The sequence below is a fragment of the Pseudoflavitalea sp. G-6-1-2 genome, from assembly GCF_012927185.1.
Classification (GTDB): domain Bacteria; phylum Bacteroidota; class Bacteroidia; order Chitinophagales; family Chitinophagaceae; genus Pseudobacter.
The window spans coordinates 938,205-955,746 of record NZ_JABBGB010000003.1 but is presented as its reverse complement, the minus strand read 5'-3'; the positions used below and the strand labels follow the sequence as shown (position 1 = coordinate 955,746).

Genomic DNA, 17,542 nt, shown 5'->3' with positions numbered 1-17,542 from the left:
CATGACAAAAAAAGATAAGAGGATAAGCAAATCAGAGCCAGAACACGTATTTTCATTGCCGTAAAATACAAAATCCACGCAAAGTTTGACAACAGTTGCAGGTCATATTGAAATTGGAGTTGAGGGCCCCGGAATGCCAGTCCGGACGGCCATTGTATCCCCCTTATCCACCCTGATTTTCGTATTTCCGATTCTGCCTGAAAACCCTATCTTTGCCAACTCCTAAAAAAATAAACAACACTGAAATGAGAGCACTGGTTAGCATTTTTACTGCCCTTTTAATAGGCATCTCGCTGTACCAGCTTTCCTTTACCTGGTTCGTGAACAAGCACGAAAAGGCCATGGGTGAGAAAGCATTACAGCAGATTAAAAGAGCCTACCCTACAGCCGCGACGAAGTATCCCGGCGACAAAGAAGCAGGGGCACTTTACCAGGACACATTGGACCAACTGCTGAAAAAACGCAATCAAGAGTTGCTTGACAGTACAGCTGACACCAAGATCACCTGGTGGGGTCAAACCTATCAGAAAGCAAAAGAAAGCGAACTGCGCCTTGGTCTCGACCTTCAGGGTGGTATCAACGTAACGCTGGATATTGCACTCGATGGTCTGATCAAAGGATTGGCCAACAATTCCAAAGATCCCCAGATCATCAAGGCTATTGAAGAAGCTAACCGGTTAAAACTGAACAGCGACCAGAATTATATCACACTTTTCGGAACTGCATTCAAAAAGGTGAACAATGGCGCTGCACTGGCTCCTCATTTTGCTAATGCCAACAATAAGCTCAACACATCTGCGAGCGACAATGCCATTCTCGATTACATCAGCACTCAGGCTAACAACGCCATGGAGCAGACCTTCCAGGTTCTGAGAAAACGTATCGACAAATTCGGTGTTGCCCAACCTACCATCAGCCTCGATGAAACCAAAGGTATCATAACGGTGGAGCTGGCAGGTGCAAGCGATCCTGAGCGTGTAAGAAAATACCTGCAATCAACTGCCAACCTGCAATTCTGGGAAGTATACACTCTCGAAACCATTGCCGGTCCGCTGCAGGCTGCCGACAAAGCCCTCGAAGGCTATCTCTCCGGTGGCAGAAAAGTAGACTCACTCGGTAATGTGGTTATCGACAGCACAGCAACTGCTAAAGTGGATTCATCCAACATGAACCCGCTCTTCCAGAAACTGTTCCCTGCGCAGCCGCAGCCTGATAAAGAAACAGGCCGTGTTTCTTACTACAGCTTTATCGGAACAAGCCGTCTGCAGGATACAGGTATCGTAAACAGCTACCTCAACATCCCTGCAGTTCGCAATAATTTCCCAGGTAACGTTAAATTCCTCTGGGGCAAACAGGAAAGAAATGCCAATGGTACACTCGTTCCTGCCCTTAACCTCTATGCCATCAAAACCGTTCCCGGTAAAGAAGGTGCAGAGCTGGAAGGAAATGCTATCGAAGATGCAAAACAGGAGTTCGACCCTGTTACCAACGAAGTGCTCGTAACCATGAACATGACTCCTGCGGGATCAAGTGCATGGGCGCGCATGACGGAGAAGAACATTCACAAGCCAATCGCTATCGTGCTCGATGATATCGTGTACACTGCACCGAACGTTCAGCAGAAGATCGACGGTGGAAGTTCGCGCATCACCATGGGCAGAGGCAATCAGGATCGTCAGATTCTGATCGAAGAAGCGCAGGACATTGCCAACATCCTCAAATCCGGTAAACTGGATGCACCAGCGAAGATTGTTCAGGAGCAGGTAGTTGGTCCAACGCTCGGACAAGCCGCTGTTAAAGGTGGTATGATGTCTTTCGCACTCTCTTTCATTGTAATCTTCATCCTGATGCTGCTGTATTACAACACTGGTGGATGGGTTGCGAATATCGCCCTTATCCTCAACCTCCTCTTCACTGTAGGTGTGCTGAGTGCAATGGGTGCAACGCTTACAGCGCCTGGTATCGCCGGTCTGGTACTCACTATCGGTATCGCGGTAGACACCAACGTACTGATCTTCGAGCGTATCAAAGAAGAGCTGAGCAAAGGAAAGAGCTACTCACAGGCTGTGGCTGATGGTTACAAGCGTTCAATGGCGCCTGTATTCGATGCCCACATCACAAACCTGTTAACTGCGATCATTCTGTTCTACTTCGGTCTCGGACCAGTACTCGGTTTCGCTACCACTCAGATCATCGGTATCCTGCTGTCGCTTTTCTGCGGTATCCTGGTATCTCGACTGATCAGCGATTTCTGGACAAGAAAAAATCGTCACTTCAACTATTTCACTCCGCTCAGCCAGAAGATATTCAAACATGCCAGCTTCAAGTTCATCGAGCTGAGAAAGAAAACTTATGTGGTTTCTTTCGTGATCCTGGCACTGGGTATCGGCGCGCTGGTGAATGGTTTCAAATATGGTGTTGAATTCTCCGGTGGCCGTAGCTACGTAGTGAAATTCGATCAGCCTGTAGATCTCGAAAAAGTTCGTCTGAACCTCGAGCATACCTTCCAGAAAACACCTGTAGTGAAAACTTATGGTGCAACCAATCAGCTCGACATCACTACTGACTATCTGATCGAAAGATCCGGTACAGCAGGCGACTCCAGCGTACAGAACAAACTGTTTGAAGGTTTGCAGCCATTCCTGAAACCAGGCATTTCACAGGCTGATTTCGCAGCCAAGAATCTGCAGGGCTTCAAGCGTGTAGACGCTACGATCTCCGACGACCTGAAGAAAGGCGCTCAGTGGGCAACTTTCTGGAGCTTGTTCATCATTGCAGCGTATATCCTCCTCCGTTTCCGCGACTGGAGATATTCAGTAGGTACCATCGTAGGACTGTTGCACGATATTCTTGTAACGCTCGCGGTATTCTCGTTCCTGAAGAATGTGATGCCGTTCTCACTGGAGGTAGACCAGCACTTCATTGCGGCGATCCTTACGGTGATCGGTTTCTCGATGAACGATAAGGTAATCGTATTCGACCGTATCCGTGAGTACAGCAGAGAGATGGTTGGTGCCGATAAGACCACTATCATCAACAAGGCGATCAACGATACACTGAGCCGTACCATCATGACATCATTCACGGTGTTCCTGACCATTCTGATCCTGTTCCTGGTAGGTGGTGAGGTAACTAAAGGCTTTGCATTCGCGATGCTGATTGGTGTAATTACCGGTACTTACTCTTCTATGTTCGTATCAGCTCCGATCCTTGTTGATTTTGCAAAAGACAAGCCACTCGGTGAAGCTCCTAAGAAAGCTGCTGCTGCAACTGCTGCAAAAGGCAGTGCTCCTGTAGCTAAGAAAGCGTAACGAGTATTGATTTAATATATTTAAGCCCCGGTTTTTGCCGGGGCTTTTTTTGTCTGATATCGTTTGGGTTTTATAGGGCTTATGAGGCCATCTCCGGGCCTTCGTCGGGGTATAAAGCACGGCGGAAAAACAGGCCAGGGAGGGGTTAACTCCGATGAAGCATATAAAAAGGAGGATTGAGCGATAGAATATATCCGGGGGCACTCACGCAACCCGTTTTAAGGCTGTGATTTATACCCCGACGAAGGCCCTTGCGCACAGAATATTACATGCAGATAATGCAAGATTGAAAAGCCCATCATGCGCAATCATATTCATCGGATTCATTTCTCAATGAAAAGAAATCCCGTACTCACTGAAGCATGCGCATGCTCACAAATATTGGCGGAATAACGCGAAAGCAAAACACAAGGCAAACAATCTATCACGGAAACAAAGACTGCAATTATTTAGAGCGTTGCACAGAAACCCCTCCTCCTCCCCCACATATATTGTCTGAGTTGCACTATCAGCGATTCAACAAAGCCTCACCTCCAGCGATGCTGCCGGTCACGGGATATGTTACCTGAGGCCTTGAAATTAGTTGCGTGGCCGTCCATAAGAATTACCACAGTTCAATCCTACCTACATCAGCTGAAACATAGATCCCTGCCTGGCTAATTTCTCGACTCGGTTACATATTCCTGCCGGCAGCCGGGAAAGAAGCACAGGAAAAATCACACAAACAAATCGCTCCACCGCATTATCAAACACTCATCTTACATTCAAAAACCCGCCCCGGCAGCCACCTACGAAGACAATAAAAAAACGCCGTACTTATCCCGGTACGACGTTTTATAAAAAACCCCTAATACAAACCTTCTTTAAGAAGCTGTTACACTTCTAATTCATTTTTTTTGCGGGTGCAGGCTTTGCTGCATGTTGTTTATGGTGATGATGTTTTTTGCCATGTTTTTGTCCTTTTGCCATGGCTGTTTTTTCTGTTTTTGTGGTGGCAGCTGTAGGCTCTGTCTGAGCGGCTGCGGCCAATCCTGTCATCGCTAATACAAATCCTGCAACGATCAATAACTTTTTCATCTTACTAGATTTTATGTATGAGAGAATTGATTACGTCGTAAAGCTATTCAATAAATGTAGCCGATTAATAATTTGGCGGCTGCTTAACCGGGGCTTAACAACCGTTAACCATTGGCTAAAAGGCCCATCAGACGGGCCTGTTCAGGTATGCTGCCGAATCTGTAACTTCAGTACAAATTATTGCAGTATGAATCCACAAAAAGGCAGGTATATACATGATCTGATGAATACGGAGAATGATCATCTGAAAAAATTGCATGAGATAGTATGCCAGGCTGTGGAACAGGAAAAGTTGATACTGCAGAATATCGAAAAACCTTCGTCCGAAAAATTGACGACGGGCCAACGCATCGCCGATCAGGTGGCGAGGTTCGGAGGCAGCTGGAAATTCATCATTTCATTTGCGGTGATACTGATCGGATGGATCATCATCAATATGCAATTGCCGGAAGGAAAAAGATTCGATCCCTTTCCCTTTATTTTGCTGAACCTGGTATTATCTTGTCTGGCTGCAATACAGGCGCCGGTGATTATGATGAGTCAGAACCGGCAGGAAGAAAAAGACCGTAAGCGGAATGAGAACGATTATATCGTGAATCTGAAGGCAGAGATCGAAATCAGAACATTGCATCAGAAAATGGATCTGCTGCTCGAAGAGCAATTCAAAAAACTGATGGAGGCGCAGGCAGATCAGATTAGGTTATTGCAGTCGCTGATCAGAGACGAAGCGAAGCTGAAAGAAGCGAATAAGAAAACTGCGGAAGAGGGGTCAAAAAAAATGCCGCCTGATGCAGGCGGCACAGCATAGACGCTAATTAAAACCAACCTTAGCTCTTTTTCTTATTTTCTTTGTAACGTTTATCGGGAGTACCGTCTTTTTTTACGTGAACTGTTGGAGCTCCTTTGTTCTCTTTGTAGCGTTTATCGGGAGTGCCATCTTTTTTCACATGGGTTCCGGCAGGTGCTGTTGCTTCCTTTGCAGGAGCTGCTTTTGCCGGTGCTGCTGCAGCGGCGTCCTTCGCTGATTTTTCAGCTTTTTCTGCTTTCTTTTTCTGCTCTTTCTGCTGAGGCTTTGCAGGTGCAGCTGTCTGAGCATAACTCATAACAGACAGAGAAAGCAGCAATGCGAGGGCTAACATGATCTTTTTCATACCTTAATTTTTAAGAGAGTTGGGAGAAATATGATAGAGTAAACTTAATTCTTAAAAAGCCGCTCCGCAAGGGAGCGGCGCAAAAAAAACCAAAACATACCGATACTCAAACGTTTAAAACATCTCAGAGATTACGCCCCTTTTTTGGCGTGTGGTTTCTTTGCTGGCTTGGTGGTAGAATCCTTTGCAGGAGTTTCCTTTGCCGGAGCTTTAGCTTCTTTTTTCGCAGGCTTCTTCTGATCAGCTGCAGGCTTGGTTTGTGCAGTAGCAAAACCTGCCAGAGCAATCACCAGGGTAGCAGCCATTAATACCTTTTTCATGATAGTGGTGTTTGATTTCAAAAAAACATTTACATCCTAAATCTATTCAATAAACCTGCCCTATTGCTATTTGAAGCCACCCTTAACCGGCGGTTAACAGCTGTTAAGGATATGTTGTTTGAGCAGTAAAAAAATGTATTATCCATAATGCGCAGCAAATTTGTCATAGTCGATTATATAGATGGTATGCGTTCTAAAACCCTGAAATGGATTGTGCTTACAGCTACCCTGCTCATCATTGTGATAGTGGGGGTTCAGCTTTACTGGCTCAATATGATCTATTCACTTGAGCAGAAAACCTTCAACATCAATGTGGTGAAGAGCATCAGAGGATTGTACGAAGATGTGAACATCATGGACTCTCCGGTGAATCACCTCCAGGATATTATCGAGCACCCTTCGCCTGACTACTTTCTCTTCCGCACCAGTGGCGTATATGAGAAAGATTCACTCGTTTGGTATCTCAAAGATGAACTGAACGATTTTGATGTGCTCACCGATGCTCATGTAGGTTTTTACAGTTCCAGGGAAAAGAAATATACATCGCGGGAATATGTTGCTGCTGCCGCTGCACGATATGATCCCGTGGTATCGCCATTCCCCGTATTCGAACGCCAGTACGATTATGTATTGCTGTACTTTCCGCACAGAAACAGGTATGTGCTGCAACAGATGAATTTCTGGTTTATCAGTAGTGTGGTATTGTTTGTAGTGTTGATCGGACTGGCGGTAAGTCTTTTCTATTTCTATCGACAGAAATTTCTGGCCGAAGTGCAGAAAGATTTCGTGAACAACTTCACGCACGAATTCAAAACACCGCTGGCGGTGATGAAGATATCGTCGGATGTATTGTTGCAGGAGAAGATCATAAAACAACCAGACCGGCTGCATCAGTATGCTACCATTATTCAGAACCAAACGATGCACCTGCAGAAGCAGGTAGAACGTTTATTGCAGGTAGCCACTTCCGAAAGAAAGGAATTACCGATTCAGCGTACCCCGGTTACCGTTAACGGCATTATCGAAGAGGCCGTTACCAAAATTCAACCGCTGGCACAGGAGAAGAAAGCCGTGCTGGAACTGCAATTGCCCGAAGACAACAACTATGAGCTGCTGGCCGACAGGGCCCACCTGGAGCTGGCCATTGTGAACCTGCTGGAGAACGCCCTTAAATACTCGCCCAATCCCCGCATAATTGTGAGTGCCGGTAAAGAAAATGATCATATATTTATTTCAGTAAAAGACAACGGGATAGGTATCGATAAGAAATACCATAAGAAACTGTTCGAGAAATTCTATCGCGTACCTACCGGCGATGTGCATAATGTAAAAGGCTTCGGATTGGGGCTGAGCTTTGTTAAACGAATCATCGATGCCCATCATGGCAGCATCGACATCAACAGCATTCCGGGTATCGGAACCGAATTCAGACTGCTGTTGCCAGGAAACTAAACAACGGACCTATGGCACCCAAAAAGATCAAAGTACTGTTGGCCGAAGATGATCTCTCACTCGGCTATGTAATAAAAGACAACCTCACAGAAGCAGGATATGATGTGCATCTTTTTGCAGATGGACAAACAGCCCTCGACAATTTCGATAAAACACAGGTGGATATCTGTCTGCTCGATGTGATGATGCCCTTCAAAGACGGGTTCACTGTTGCAAAGAAAATCAGACAACAAAGCGATGTAGTACCCATTCTCTTTATCACGGCGCGTTCCATGGAAGAGGACAAGATCAAAGGGTTTCTCACAGGCGCAGACGACTACATTGTAAAACCCTTCAGCATGCAGGAGCTGCTGCTGCGCATGGAAGTATTCATCCGCCGCACACGCAAGCTGCAGGCCGATCAGGTGCAGGAATACGGCATCGGCAATATGCGTTTCTCCTATACCGATCTCAAACTCTATGCGTCCGGCGACATTCACACCCTCACCCAGAAAGAAGCCGACCTCCTGAAGTTCCTCTGCGAACACGCCAACCGCATTCTCAGGCGCGAAGAAGTGCTGCTGAACGTTTGGGGAAAAGACGATTATTTCCTCGGCAGAAGCATGGACGTATTCATGACCAAACTCCGCAAGTATTTTAAATCAGACCCTTCCGTAATTCTCGAAACCATTCATGGCGTTGGATTTCGCTTCAACGCAAATGTTAGTTAACGGTGCATTAACCGAGGTTAATGACGGCTTAACCAAATAAGCTGCCAGCTTTGCAGTAGCAATCACTTCTAAATTCTTAACTAAGATGCAGTTCACATTAAGGTGGCTTGCATTGCTGTTGGTTTTTATGGGTTACAGCAAGCTGCAGGCGCAAACCGATACACTGAAACTCAATCTGCCGGAAGCTGAGAAAATCTTCCTTCAGAAAAATCTTGTCCTCCTTGCGCAACAATACAATATCTCCATCAGCAAAGCGCTGGAACAACAAGCCAGATACTGGGACAACCCCACCCTCAACACAGATCAGACACTCTACGACGGAAAATTTTTTCGCCACAGCAAAGAGAACGCCAACGGACAAACCTACGGAGAGATCTACCTCCAGCTTCAACAGGTGATCCGCACCGCCGGCAAAAGAAACAAACTCATCAAACTCAGTGAAGACGCTACCCTCAGCGCCAGTCAGCAGTTCAGCGATCTGCTCCGCAATCTGAAATTCACTCTTGCCACACAGTTCAGTACCCTTGGGCAACTTACTGCAGTAGATCAGCTTTATGCCCGCGAGCTGGAATCCATGCAAAAACTGGTACAGGGGATGGATGCCGAATTCAAGGCAGGAAATATTTCGCAGAAAGAGAACCTCCGCATCAAAGCGCTTCTCTTCTCTTTGCAGAACGATCGGGCTGCATTGCAGCAACAGATCGCCGATATTCAGAAAGACCTTCATGTACTGTTGCAGATGAACGATCAGACCATCATCATACCTGCTGAAATCAAAGTTACTATCCCGCCTTTACCGCCTCTCGCAGATCTGATTGATACTGCGATGAACAATCGCCCCGATCTGCAGCTGGCCAATACCAGTCTGTTGCAGCAGCAGCACAATCTTGCCTATCAGAAATCGCTGGTGGCCCCCGATGTTACAGCCGGCGTAGCATATGACCGCCTCAACAGTTATGTGCCGCATTATTGGGGCATTCAGCTGAGTGTGCCATTACCCATTCTCAATCAGAACAAGGGAAATATCAACGCAGCAAAGGAATCCATCAAACAGGCAGACCTAAATATCAGACAGGCACAAACCCAGATCAGTCAGGATGTAACAGCTTCCTACAGAAAATTCCTGCTTGCCGCCAATCTTTTGCAGCAAACCGATCCCGCCCTCAATGAACCCTTCGACAAATTGTTGCAGAACATGATCAGCAGCTACCGGCAGCGACAGGTAAGCCTCGTAGAATTCATCGACTTCTTCGACTCGTACAAAGAGGTGCTTATCAGAAAGCAACAGCAAATCGCTGCTTTCAGAAATGCAGCAGCAGAGTTGAATTTCAGTACCGGCGCCAATGTGGTGGCTCTGCCATAGACCATCATTTTTTTGTTACCAGAAATCAGGTCAATTATGAAAATCTTTATACAACTGCTTTTGATCTCTGCCGTGATCTCCTTTGCAAGCTGCAAAGAGAATGCTCCCAAAGACGGCGATCCCAAAGATGTTTGCATCAGCGATTCACTGGCAAAAATGATCAGTATCGATACGGTGATAACCAGCCGTATCGACGACCAGCTGAAGCTTTCAGGTGAGATCAGTTTCGACGACAATAAAGTAGTGAAAGTATTTCCTTTCAGCAGCGGACAGGTATTGCAGGTGAATGTTTCGCTCGGAGATAAAGTGGCGAAGGGGCAAACACTCGCCATCATCAAGTCCGCCGATGTTGCAGGCAATTACGCAGACATGGCAACGGCAGGCAATGATATCGCCATCGCAAAAAAGCAACTCGACAATGCGGAATCTCTCTACAAAAATGGCATCGCCAGTGAAAGAGAATATGTAGAAGCAAAGGAAAACTACAACAAGTCGCTGGCTGCTTCGAGAAAAATACAGGAGCAGATTGCGATCAATGGAGGCGGACAAACCAGTCCCAACGGAACATACGTGGTGAAGGCTCCCATGAGCGGATACGTAGTGGAGAAGAAGATCGGACAGGGATCATTCATCAGAAGCGATTTCAACGACAACCTCTTCACCGTAGGCGATATCAGTGATGTATGGGTTTGGGCCAATGTATACGAAAGCGATATAGCAAAAGTGAAAGAAGGATATACAGCTAAAGTAACCACACTCGCCTACCCCGACTCCACCTTCAACGGCGTAGTGGACAAGATCAGCCAGCAACTCGATCCCGAAACAAAAGTGATGAAGATAAGAGTGCGGCTCCCCAACAGCGGACTATTGCTCAAACCTGAGATGTTCGCGAACATCCTCATCGAAAACAAACAGGGAGCGCAGGCCATCACCATTCCACGCACAGCTGTGATCAGCGATAACGGAAAAAACTACGTGATCGTCTATCACGGCAAATGCGATCTCGCCATACGCGAAGTGCAGGTGCTGCGCACAGTAGGCAACAGCACCTATCTCAGTGGTGGCGCGGTCCCCGGAGAACTGATCATTTCCAGAAACCAGGTACTTCTTTTCAATGCATTGAGAGAAAACTAATCCCGCGGCCATGAACAAGTTTATCAAACGAATCATATACTTCTCACTCCGCCACCGCTATTTTGTTTTTTTTATGACGGCGGTACTGGTAGCCCTCGGCATCTGGAGCTACAAAGAAACACCCATCGAAACTTTCCCGGATGTTACCAATACACAGATCATCATCATTGCACAATGGCCGGGAAGAAGCGCAGAAGAAGTGGAGAAATTTGTAACCATCCCCATAGAAACGGTACTGAATTCGGTGCAGAAGAAATCGAATCTGCGCACTACTTCCGCATTCGGACTTTGTTACGTACGCATCATATTCGACGATGATGTAGACGATGCATTCGCCCGCCAGCAGGTGCTCAGCCGGCTCGGAGGAGCAGACCTTCCCGATGGCGTAAAGCCCGACGTACAACCACCCTATGGCCCCACCGGCGAGATCTTCCGCTACACACTCAAAAGCAATACACGCAGCATCCGCGATCTCACCACCATTCAGAACTGGGTGCTCGACAGGCAGTTCAAATCCGTTCCCGGCATTGCAGACGTAAACAGTTTCGGAGGTGAAGAAAAGATCTTTGAAGTAAGTGTGAATCCTGAATTGCTGATCAAATACAATCTCACTTCGCTGGATGTATATTCGGCCATTCAGAAAAGCAATATCAATGTAGGCGGAGATGTGATCGAAAGAAACGGCCAATCCTACGTTGTTCGGGGCATTGGTGTGCTGAATGATATTGCGGATATCGAGAACATCATCATCAATAAAGTCAACGGCGTTCCCTTGCTGGTGAAGAATGTGGCTACCGTAGTGGAAGCCGGAAAGCCACGGCTGGGGCAGGTTGCGCGGGATCAGCAGGAAGATGTGATTGAAGGTATCATCGTTATGCGCAAAGGCGAGAACCCCGGCGAAGTGCTGGATCGTGTTCGGGAAAAAGTGAATGAGCTCAACAACTCCATCCTTCCCGATGATGTTAAGATCAGCACTTTCTACGACCGCACCAATCTGATGGATTACGCACAGGAAACCGTGATCCATAATCTCATCGAAGGCATCTTTCTGGTTACGGTGATCGTTTTTCTGTTCATGGCCGACTGGCGCACTACAGTGATCGTAAGCATCATCATTCCACTTTCGCTATTGTTCGCCTTCATATGCATGCGCATAAAAGGCATGAGCGCAAACCTGCTCTCCATGGGCGCTGTAGACTTCGGCATTATCATCGATGGAGCGGTGGTGATGGTGGAAGGGTTATTCGTAGCGCTCGATCACAAAGCCAGAGAAGTAGGCATGGAGAAATTCAATCGCCTCGCCAAACTGGGGCTCTTCAAGAACAAGGGGACTGAAATGGGTAAGGCCATTTTCTTTTCCAAGCTCATTATCATCACTTGTCTCATTCCCATATTCGCATTTCAGAAAGTGGAAGGAAAGATGTTCTCACCTCTGGCTTACACGCTGGGCTTTGCACTGCTGGGCGCATTGATACTTACCCTCACGCTGGTGCCTGCACTCAGCAGCATCTTACTGCGAAAGAATGTGAGAGAGAAACATAATCCTATAGTGCGGTTCTTTGAACGTGGTGTTGGCAGGCTGTTCAACATCGTGTACAGCAATCAGAAAAAAAGTGTGCTTGTGGCATTGCTGATCATGGCACTTACTTTCTTCTCTTCCAGATTCCTCGGAACAGAATTTTTACCCGAACTGAATGAAGGCGCACTCTGGGTGGAAGCAGAATTGCCCATGAGTGTTTCACTTTCAGAAGCCAACAATATCTCCAACAAAATGATCGATATTCTGGCTAAGTTCCCTGAAGTGAAACAAACTTTATCGCAGGTTGGCAGAACCAACGATGGTACCGATCCAAAAGGATTCTTCAACGTGCAGATACAGGTAGATCTGAAACCGAAAAAATACTGGACCAAAGGCCTCAGTGAAGACAAACTGATCGATGCCATGGATCAGCAGCTGCGCAAACTTCCCGGCATCATTTACAACTATTCCCAGCCGATCCGCGACAATGTGGAAGAAGCCGTTGCAGGCGTGAATGCTGCACTTGCAGTAAAGATTTTCGGTTCAGATTTTCAGGTGCTCGACGACAAGGCCGACAGCGTACTGAACATTCTCAAAACAGTTCGTGGCATCGAAGACCTCGGTGTATTGCGCAATCTCGGTCAACCGGAATTCCGCATCGAACTCGATCAGCGCAAGATGGCTTTCTACGGCGTTAACACCGCCGATGCCAATGCAGTGATCGAGATGGCTATCGGAGGTAAAGCCGCAACACAACTCTACGAAGGCGAACGAAAATTCGATGTACGTATTCGCTATCAGAAAGAATACCGGGCCACACAGGAAGCCATCGAAAACCTGATGGTCCCCTCGAACGACGGGGCCAAAGTGCCGCTGAAAGAAATCGCTTCGATACAAACTTTAACCGGACCTGCTTTTATTTTCCGCGACAACAACATGCGGTACATCGCCGTGAAGTTCTCCGTGCGTGAACGCGATCTCGGCAGCACCATCGCAGAAGCACAGCAAAAAGTGAATGCCGGCGTACATCTGGCATCGGGCTACAAAATGACCTGGAACGGAGAATTTGAAAATCAGCAACGCGCCAGCAAAACACTTTCGCATGTGGTACCCATTTGTTTGCTGGCCATCTTTCTCATACTCTTCATCACATTCGGCAATGCGAAAGATGCCGTGCTCACCATTCTCAATGTACCGTTTGCACTGATCGGAGGGATACTCGCTTTGCATATCACCGGTTTCAATTTCAGCATCTCCGCAGGCATCGGATTCATTGCGCTGTTTGGTGTATGTATCCAGAATGGCGTGATACTGATCTCCGTATTCAGAAAAAATCTCGAAGAAGGCTTGCACCTCGAGGATGCGATCAGGCAGGGAGTGCTCTCGCGCGTGCGACCTGTGGTGATGACAGCCCTCATGGCCATGATCGGACTGCTGCCCGCAGCCGTCTCTTCGGGCATCGGATCCGAAACGCAGAAACCACTGGCCATTGTAGTGATCGGAGGACTGGTAACCGCCACCATTCTTACCCTGCTGATTCTTCCCGTGATCTATTCGCTGGTATTCCGCATCATCCACAACAGAAAAAACAGAAAACTGCTTACAAAAACCGGATTGGTGAATTAGGAAAACACCCTACATTTAGGATAACAGAATTGCATACCATGACGGCGGAACAAGTACTTTCAAAACTCGAAACACTCGGCAGCGACCAGATCAAAAAGATACTGATGAAGCACGGGGCCAAAGAACCGCTCTTTGGTGTTAAAGTGGAAGACCTCAAAAAAGTACAGAAAGAAATCAAAGAAGACACACAGTCCATTGCCATGGAGCTGTACAATTCGGGCAATGCAGATGCCATGTACCTTGCAGGGCTCATGGCCAATGGAGCAAAGATGACTGAAAAAGAACTGCAGCATTGGGTGAACAATGCCAACTCCCCTTCTCTCAGCGAATACACCGTGCCATGGGTAACCGCAGAAAATCCTAAAGGCTGGGCAATTGCACTCAAATGGATCGACTCCAAAAAAGAACTGGTGGCTGCTGCGGGATGGAATACTTTATCTGGCATTCTTTCACTCCGGCCGGATGCTGAGCTGGATATAGAAAACATCCGTCGATTGATGGATCGTGTGAAAGATGAAATTCAGACAGCTCCTAACCGTGTTAAGTATACGATGAATGGATTTATTATTGCAGCCGGAAGTTATGTAGCTGCTTTAACTGCAGAATCGATTCAGCTGGGGCGCATGATTGGCGTGATCAGTGTGGATATGAATGGTACAGCATGCAAAGTTCCTTTTTCACCGGATTACATTCTGAAGGTGAAAGAGAAAGGTGTGATTGGGAAGAAGAAAAAGACTGTGAAGTGTTGAGTTACACTCCAAACGAACTACCACATCCGCAACTCTTGCTCGCATTCGGATTATCAAACGAAAACCCTCTCGCATTCAATCCATCCGTCCAGTCGATCTGCATACCCGTCAAATACAACCCATGCGAGGGATTCATGATAAACTTCAATCCTTCATATTCATATTCCGCGTCCCCTTCGAGTTTCTGATCGAAGCCCAGCAAATAACTGAATCCGGAGCAGCCACCGCCTTTCACCCCAACGCGCAGCAACATGCTCTGATCGAATCCAGGCTCTGCCATCAGCCTCTTAATCTCAGCAATAGCACCGGCAGTGAACAACACGGGAGATACATTTTTCGTTTCCATAAATACAAAAATACGACTACCCGTTATTTTATTACATTTGTTGCACCTAAAAACAACCCTGAATGTCATTATCGACAAACGAATTATTGATCGCGCTGGTTATTGCCTTTGTTCTTGGCGGCTCATTGGCCTTTGTTTTCTGGAAACAGAGAAAAGATATGAAGGAGCTGCTGGCCCGCAAACAGGCCGGACAGGATACAGACGACAAGAAATCAGCCAACGTGCAGGGGCTTCAGTTGCAGGCCTATGAGCGCCTTATTCTGCTCACAGACCGCATTGCCCTCCCGAACCTGATCAACAGGGTGAACCAGCCCGGCCTCAGCGCCAGGGATATGCAGATGGTGCTTACCCAGCATGTTAAACAGGAATTTGAGCACAACGTAACCCAGCAGATTTATGTGAGCGCAGAATCGTGGGATGCTGTGCGCAATCTGAAAGATCAGAACATCCTTATCATAAACCAGGTAGCCAGCTTCCTGCCTGCAGAAGCCTCCGGCCAGGATCTGAGCCGCGCACTGCTCGAAATGCTGATGCAGAACCCCAAAGCCACCCTGCACACCGTAGTGTCGGATGTACTCAGCTTCGAAGCCAAGAAGCTGATGAAATAGAAGAACAAACAAAGCTTGCCATGTCAGAAGAAAAGAAAGTGTTTACAGATAGCGGAATCGAGATCAATCAACTCTATACCGATCCGGTACCTATGAGCGAAAAGCCCGGTGAATTCCCTTTCACCAGAGGCGTTCAGCCCGATATGTATCGCGGTAAACTCTGGACCATGCGTCAATACGCAGGTTTCAGCACGGCCGAAGAGAGCAATAAACGATACCACTATCTGCTTTCACAGGGCGTAATGGGATTGAGTGTGGCATTCGATCTTCCTACCCAGATCGGGTACGACAGTGATCATCCGCTGGCCGAAGGCGAAGTAGGAAAAGTAGGCGTTGCCATCGACAGTCTCGAAGACATGCAAACACTTTTCAAAGGCATCAAACTCGAAGATGTTTCCACTTCCATGACCATCAACGCCACCGGTTTCATTCTTCTGGCATTCTATACAGCACTGGCCAAACAACAGGGCGCCGATCTGAAAAAGATCTCAGGCACCATCCAGAACGATATCCTCAAAGAATACGCCGCACGCGGAACTTATATCTATCCACCCAAACCGAGCATGCGCATCATCACCGATATATTCGAGTGGTGCAGTACAACAGTGCCGAAATGGAACACCATTTCCATATCGGGCTATCATATCCGTGAGGCAGGAAGCACTGCCGTTCAGGAGATCGCCTTCACACTCAGCAATGGGCGCGCATACGTGAAAGCCGCACTGGAAAAGGGTTTGGACATCAATGTATTTGGCAAAAGGCTTTCCTTCTTCTTCAACGCACATAACAATATGTTTGAAGAAGTAGCCAAATTCCGTGCTGCCCGCCGCATGTGGGCAAGCATCATGAAAGAGCTGGGCGCTACCGATCCCAAAGCACAGATGCTTCGTTTCCACACACAGACCGGAGGAAGCACGCTCACAGCGCAACAGCCGCTTAACAATATCGCACGTGTAACAGTGCAGACCATGTCTGCTGTTTTGGGCGGAACTCAATCTTTACACACCAACGGATATGATGAAGCGCTGAGTCTCCCTACGGAAGAAGCAGCACGCATAGCACTTCGCACACAGCAGATCGTAGCATTCGAAAGCGGCGTAGCTGATACGGTTGATCCGCTTGCAGGATCTTACTACGTGGAAGCCCTCACCAACGAAGTGGAAGCACAGGCATGGAAACTCATCCACAGCATCGATGCCATGGGAGGAAGTGTAAGCGCTATTGAAGCAGGATTTATTCAGGATGAGATCGCGCGAAGCGCCTACAATTACCAGCGTGAGATCGAAACCGGAGAGAAGATCATTGTGGGCGTGAACAAATTTCAGGTGAAAGAAACAGACAGCATTCCGCTGTTCAAGATAGATGACAGCATCAGACAACTCCAGTCTGAAAAGCTGGCCAGCCTTCGCAATCGTCGCGACCCCGCCCGTTGCGATCAGATGCTGCAGTTGTTGCAGGACAGAGCTGTGAACGGTGAGAACATCATGCCTGCTGTTGTTGAAGCAGTTGAAAATCTCTGTACGCTGGGAGAGATTGCAGATACGCTGCGCGAGGTATTCGGAGAATACAAAGGCTAAGGATCCCGAAAAATTCCGGTAAATTTAGGTATGGCCATCATCACCACAACCGTTTCCTCCGAAAAAGAACTGGAGCAAATACTGCAATTGCAGCAACAAAATCTGCGTTACAACATTTCGGCTGAAACCAGCCAGTCGCAAGGGTTTGTGAGCTTATCACATTCACTCTCCGATCTTCAGAAACTTCATGAAGCCAGTCCCAGCATCATCGCAAAAGACGGCGATATCATGGCTGGCTATGCGCTCACACAAACCCGCGAATGCCGCTACCTCATGTCCGATCTCGAACCTATGTTTGCGCTGCTCGACGAAGTAAGCTGGAAGGGAAAATCGTTGCGTGACAGTAAGTTCTATGTAATGGGGCAAATTTGTGTAGCAGAAGCCTATCGCGGGCAAGGCGTCTTCGATAAACTCTATCAGCAGCACAAAATTACATATGGTGCAAGTTTCGACTGCATCGTTACCGAGATTGCTACACGCAACCTCCGTTCGATGCGCGCGCATGAGCGGGTTGGTTTCAAAATAATTCATACCCATCTGGATGAACTCGATGAATGGGCAGTAGTTGCCTGGGATTGGAGCTGACGAAAATTTTGAGT

15 protein-coding genes are annotated in these 17,542 nt (G+C 47.4%); 11 read left to right on the top strand and 4 right to left on the bottom strand.

Annotation, left to right across the window (positions count from 1 at the left end; genetic code table 11):
• Positions 1-245: 245 nt before the first annotated feature.
• Positions 246-3,311 carry a protein translocase subunit SecDF gene (secDF, locus tag HHL16_RS21240; protein ID WP_169427347.1) on the top strand — a complete coding sequence of 1,022 codons (3,066 nt, stop codon included), beginning with the start codon at positions 246-248 and terminating at the stop codon, positions 3,309-3,311.
• 882 nt (positions 3,312-4,193) lie between these two features.
• Here secDF and HHL16_RS21235 read toward each other — a convergent pair.
• Positions 4,194-4,388 carry a hypothetical protein gene (locus HHL16_RS21235; protein ID WP_169427346.1) on the bottom strand — a complete coding sequence of 65 codons (195 nt, stop codon included), beginning with the start codon at positions 4,386-4,388 and terminating at the stop codon, positions 4,194-4,196.
• A 187-nt stretch (positions 4,389-4,575) separates the two neighbouring features.
• On the opposite strand from HHL16_RS21235, the gene HHL16_RS21230 reads away from it, so the two are divergent.
• Entirely contained in the window at positions 4,576-5,196 is a 621-nt protein-coding gene (locus HHL16_RS21230; protein WP_169427345.1) for a DUF1003 domain-containing protein, read from the top strand.
• Positions 5,197-5,215: 19 nt separating this feature from the next.
• On the opposite strand, the gene HHL16_RS21225 is transcribed toward HHL16_RS21230, so the two are convergent.
• The gene (locus HHL16_RS21225) at positions 5,216-5,539 is read right to left on the bottom strand and encodes a hypothetical protein (RefSeq protein WP_169427344.1); all 324 of its coding nucleotides are present in this window, start codon (positions 5,537-5,539) and stop codon (positions 5,216-5,218) included.
• A 131-nt stretch (positions 5,540-5,670) separates the two neighbouring features.
• Positions 5,671-5,859: a hypothetical protein gene (locus HHL16_RS24875; RefSeq protein ID WP_206022516.1), complete on the bottom strand. Its 189-nt coding sequence runs from the start codon at positions 5,857-5,859 to the stop codon at positions 5,671-5,673.
• A gap of 186 nt (positions 5,860-6,045) precedes the next feature.
• Here HHL16_RS24875 and HHL16_RS21215 point away from each other — a divergent pair, with 186 nt between their 5' ends.
• From HHL16_RS21215 to HHL16_RS21190, 6 genes are all read left to right on the top strand, one after another.
• On the top strand, positions 6,046-7,311 hold the full coding sequence (locus HHL16_RS21215) for a HAMP domain-containing sensor histidine kinase (protein WP_169427343.1): 1,266 nt from the start codon (positions 6,046-6,048) through the stop codon (positions 7,309-7,311).
• Between the two features lie 11 nt (positions 7,312-7,322).
• Positions 7,323-8,021: a response regulator transcription factor gene (locus HHL16_RS21210; protein ID WP_169427342.1), complete on the top strand. Its 699-nt coding sequence runs from the start codon at positions 7,323-7,325 to the stop codon at positions 8,019-8,021.
• Between the two features lie 85 nt (positions 8,022-8,106).
• Complete coding sequence (locus HHL16_RS21205; protein WP_169427341.1) at positions 8,107-9,384, top strand: TolC family protein; 1,278 nt, start codon at positions 8,107-8,109, stop codon at positions 9,382-9,384.
• Positions 9,385-9,420: 36 nt separating this feature from the next.
• Positions 9,421-10,518 (top strand): efflux RND transporter periplasmic adaptor subunit, encoded by a 1,098-nt coding sequence (locus tag HHL16_RS21200; protein WP_169427340.1) that lies wholly within the window; start codon positions 9,421-9,423, stop codon positions 10,516-10,518.
• 10 nt (positions 10,519-10,528) lie between these two features.
• On the top strand, positions 10,529-13,663 hold the full coding sequence (locus HHL16_RS21195; RefSeq protein WP_169427339.1) for a CusA/CzcA family heavy metal efflux RND transporter: 3,135 nt from the start codon (positions 10,529-10,531) through the stop codon (positions 13,661-13,663).
• 38 nt (positions 13,664-13,701) lie between these two features.
• On the top strand, positions 13,702-14,412 hold the full coding sequence (locus HHL16_RS21190; RefSeq protein ID WP_169427338.1) for a DNA alkylation repair protein: 711 nt from the start codon (positions 13,702-13,704) through the stop codon (positions 14,410-14,412).
• A 1-nt stretch (position 14,413) separates the two neighbouring features.
• Here HHL16_RS21190 and HHL16_RS21185 read toward each other — a convergent pair whose 3' ends face one another.
• A complete protein-coding gene (locus HHL16_RS21185) occupies positions 14,414-14,758 on the bottom strand; it encodes an iron-sulfur cluster assembly accessory protein (protein WP_169427337.1) in 345 nt (114 codons plus the stop codon).
• 62 nt (positions 14,759-14,820) lie between these two features.
• On the opposite strand from HHL16_RS21185, the gene HHL16_RS21180 reads away from it, so the two are divergent.
• From HHL16_RS21180 to HHL16_RS21170, 3 genes are read left to right on the top strand one after another with little or no spacing between them, the layout of a single operon-like run.
• Entirely contained in the window at positions 14,821-15,366 is a 546-nt protein-coding gene (locus tag HHL16_RS21180) for a hypothetical protein (protein WP_169427336.1), read from the top strand.
• 20 nt (positions 15,367-15,386) lie between these two features.
• The gene (locus HHL16_RS21175; RefSeq protein WP_169427335.1) at positions 15,387-16,943 is read left to right on the top strand and encodes a methylmalonyl-CoA mutase family protein; all 1,557 of its coding nucleotides are present in this window, start codon (positions 15,387-15,389) and stop codon (positions 16,941-16,943) included.
• 30 nt (positions 16,944-16,973) lie between these two features.
• A complete protein-coding gene (locus tag HHL16_RS21170) occupies positions 16,974-17,528 on the top strand; it encodes a GNAT family N-acetyltransferase (RefSeq protein ID WP_169427334.1) in 555 nt (184 codons plus the stop codon).
• Positions 17,529-17,542: the final 14 nt, after the last annotated feature.